This window comes from Peribacillus sp. NPDC058002 (assembly GCF_042886655.1).
In the GTDB taxonomy this organism is placed as follows: domain Bacteria; phylum Bacillota; class Bacilli; order Bacillales; family DSM-1321; genus Peribacillus; species Peribacillus aracenensis.
The window spans coordinates 1-1,546 of sequence record NZ_JBHVQU010000479.1 but is presented as its reverse complement, the minus strand read 5'-3'; the positions used below and the strand labels follow the sequence as shown (position 1 = coordinate 1,546).

The 1,546-nt window shown below is 30.7% G+C and carries 1 protein-coding gene and 1 pseudogene; both read right to left on the bottom strand.

All coding sequences use genetic code 11. The annotated features are described in order from the left end of the window. Nucleotides 1–126, bottom strand: a pseudogene (locus tag ACFVSH_RS26475) (anthrax toxin lethal factor-related metalloendopeptidase); the annotation flags it as partial. Nucleotides 127–244: 118 nt separating this feature from the next. Continuing rightward, nucleotides 245–1,297 (bottom strand): hypothetical protein, encoded by a 1,053-nt coding sequence (locus tag ACFVSH_RS26470; protein WP_387708786.1) that lies wholly within the window; start codon nucleotides 1,295–1,297, stop codon nucleotides 245–247. Nucleotides 1,298–1,546: the final 249 nt, after the last annotated feature.

Here is a 1,546-nt window from a genome sequence, read left to right as displayed (position 1 = left end):
TTTAACCAATACCGTATGTGATCCGCCCATACCAGGCACATCATCCCAAGTTGTTACTTTATTCAAATAACCCCGCGGAGTTTTCCCCTTAAATTTGGCTGCGGATTGATTTTTTGTTAAATCACCATTAAATAGTTTGGACCCTTACACCACTTTCACCAGTTGTGGCTTTGAAATAAAGATGAACTGTTTATAAAAAAGTCGCACCGTTCGCAAAAAAGATGAACCGAAATTTCCTATATCTTTAAAGAATATCTGTATCACCATTCTCAAGTTTCTCTCTTACATCTGAATAAAATTTAGTGTAATCCGTTTCCCTTACTGCTCGAATAGAAAGTTGTGTATCCTTGCTTAGAGGTTTCTCTTCATCTAGAAAACTGATCATTTCCTTATTATCTTTTACTTCATCGTACATTGATACAAACCAATAATTTAAGAGAACAATTCTCACAAATTCTTTAAGTTCCTCATAATAGAGGTATGTTATTCTATCTGTGCTTTGTCCATGAATATACTTCGAACGTTCATCATACAATTTTTTTATTCTTGAATAGGTTTTATCTTTCTTATCTTTATCAAAAATTAACTTACTTGTATAAGTTGAAACTTTTTCAGCAATTTTCTCTTTGTCATAATTAAATAACGATTCAAGTGATGCGAATAGACATAAAAGTTTTACTGAAATGTTATTAACAGAAAAAGATTGATCAAAATAATCTAGGGCACGACTATATTCTTTATTTTCGCTCATCCTTTTTGTCATTAAATCCCAACGCATATGGAAATTTAGTCTACTAGATTGTAATTTCCAGTTTTTTTCTGAAAACCTAGAAGCATGGTCTAATGGTGAGAAAACTTGCGTAAAAAAGCGTTTTTCTACAAATTCCATTTCTTCATCGTAAACTTCAAAATTTATCACTGGGATAAAAATATCAAGGTTTGTTACTAATCTAAGTACTTTTTCAAGGTATAGGACTTTGTTACATAATTCATCAAAGTTTTTTTCAACGTATTTTTTTATTTTACCTTTTGAAGCTCCATTATTATTTGAAATCTCAATTTCAATTGGGTCATCATTTTCAAAGCAACAATAATAATGTTTTTCATCACCATCAAATGGTATACACCAATAGAAGAGAGTAGGATTTGCTAAATATGGATTAGCATTAAATGCCTCTTCGTATTTCTTTAAGTCTATTTGTTTTAGTTTGAAAGCGAACTCGTCCACACTATAATTGTTTTCCATGGGCTGTAATCCGTATACTATTGCTTCATACTTCAATTTTAACTTTTTCATATTTTCCCCTTTTTGATTTTTATTTTACAGCAAGGGATATTAGAAGTGACCATTTAGTCTAACTTTTCTTAACGTAAGTATCGATCTTTTTATGTCTAAAAGTTAAAAGTTCTGGAGACTTGATAAAACACCTCAATTTCCCCTCAAAATAACCCTTCACATCGTCTGGAAGTTAGTCTAGAATGAAATTACAGAAGTTAATTAACTTTTAGATAGATAGAATGAGGTTATACATAATGGCTATTATTG

Coding starts and splice junctions, on each gene's coding strand:
- ACFVSH_RS26470 (WP_387708786.1), bottom strand. CDS start 1,297: ATGAAAAAGTTAAAATTGAAGTATGAAGCAATAGTATACGGATTACAG.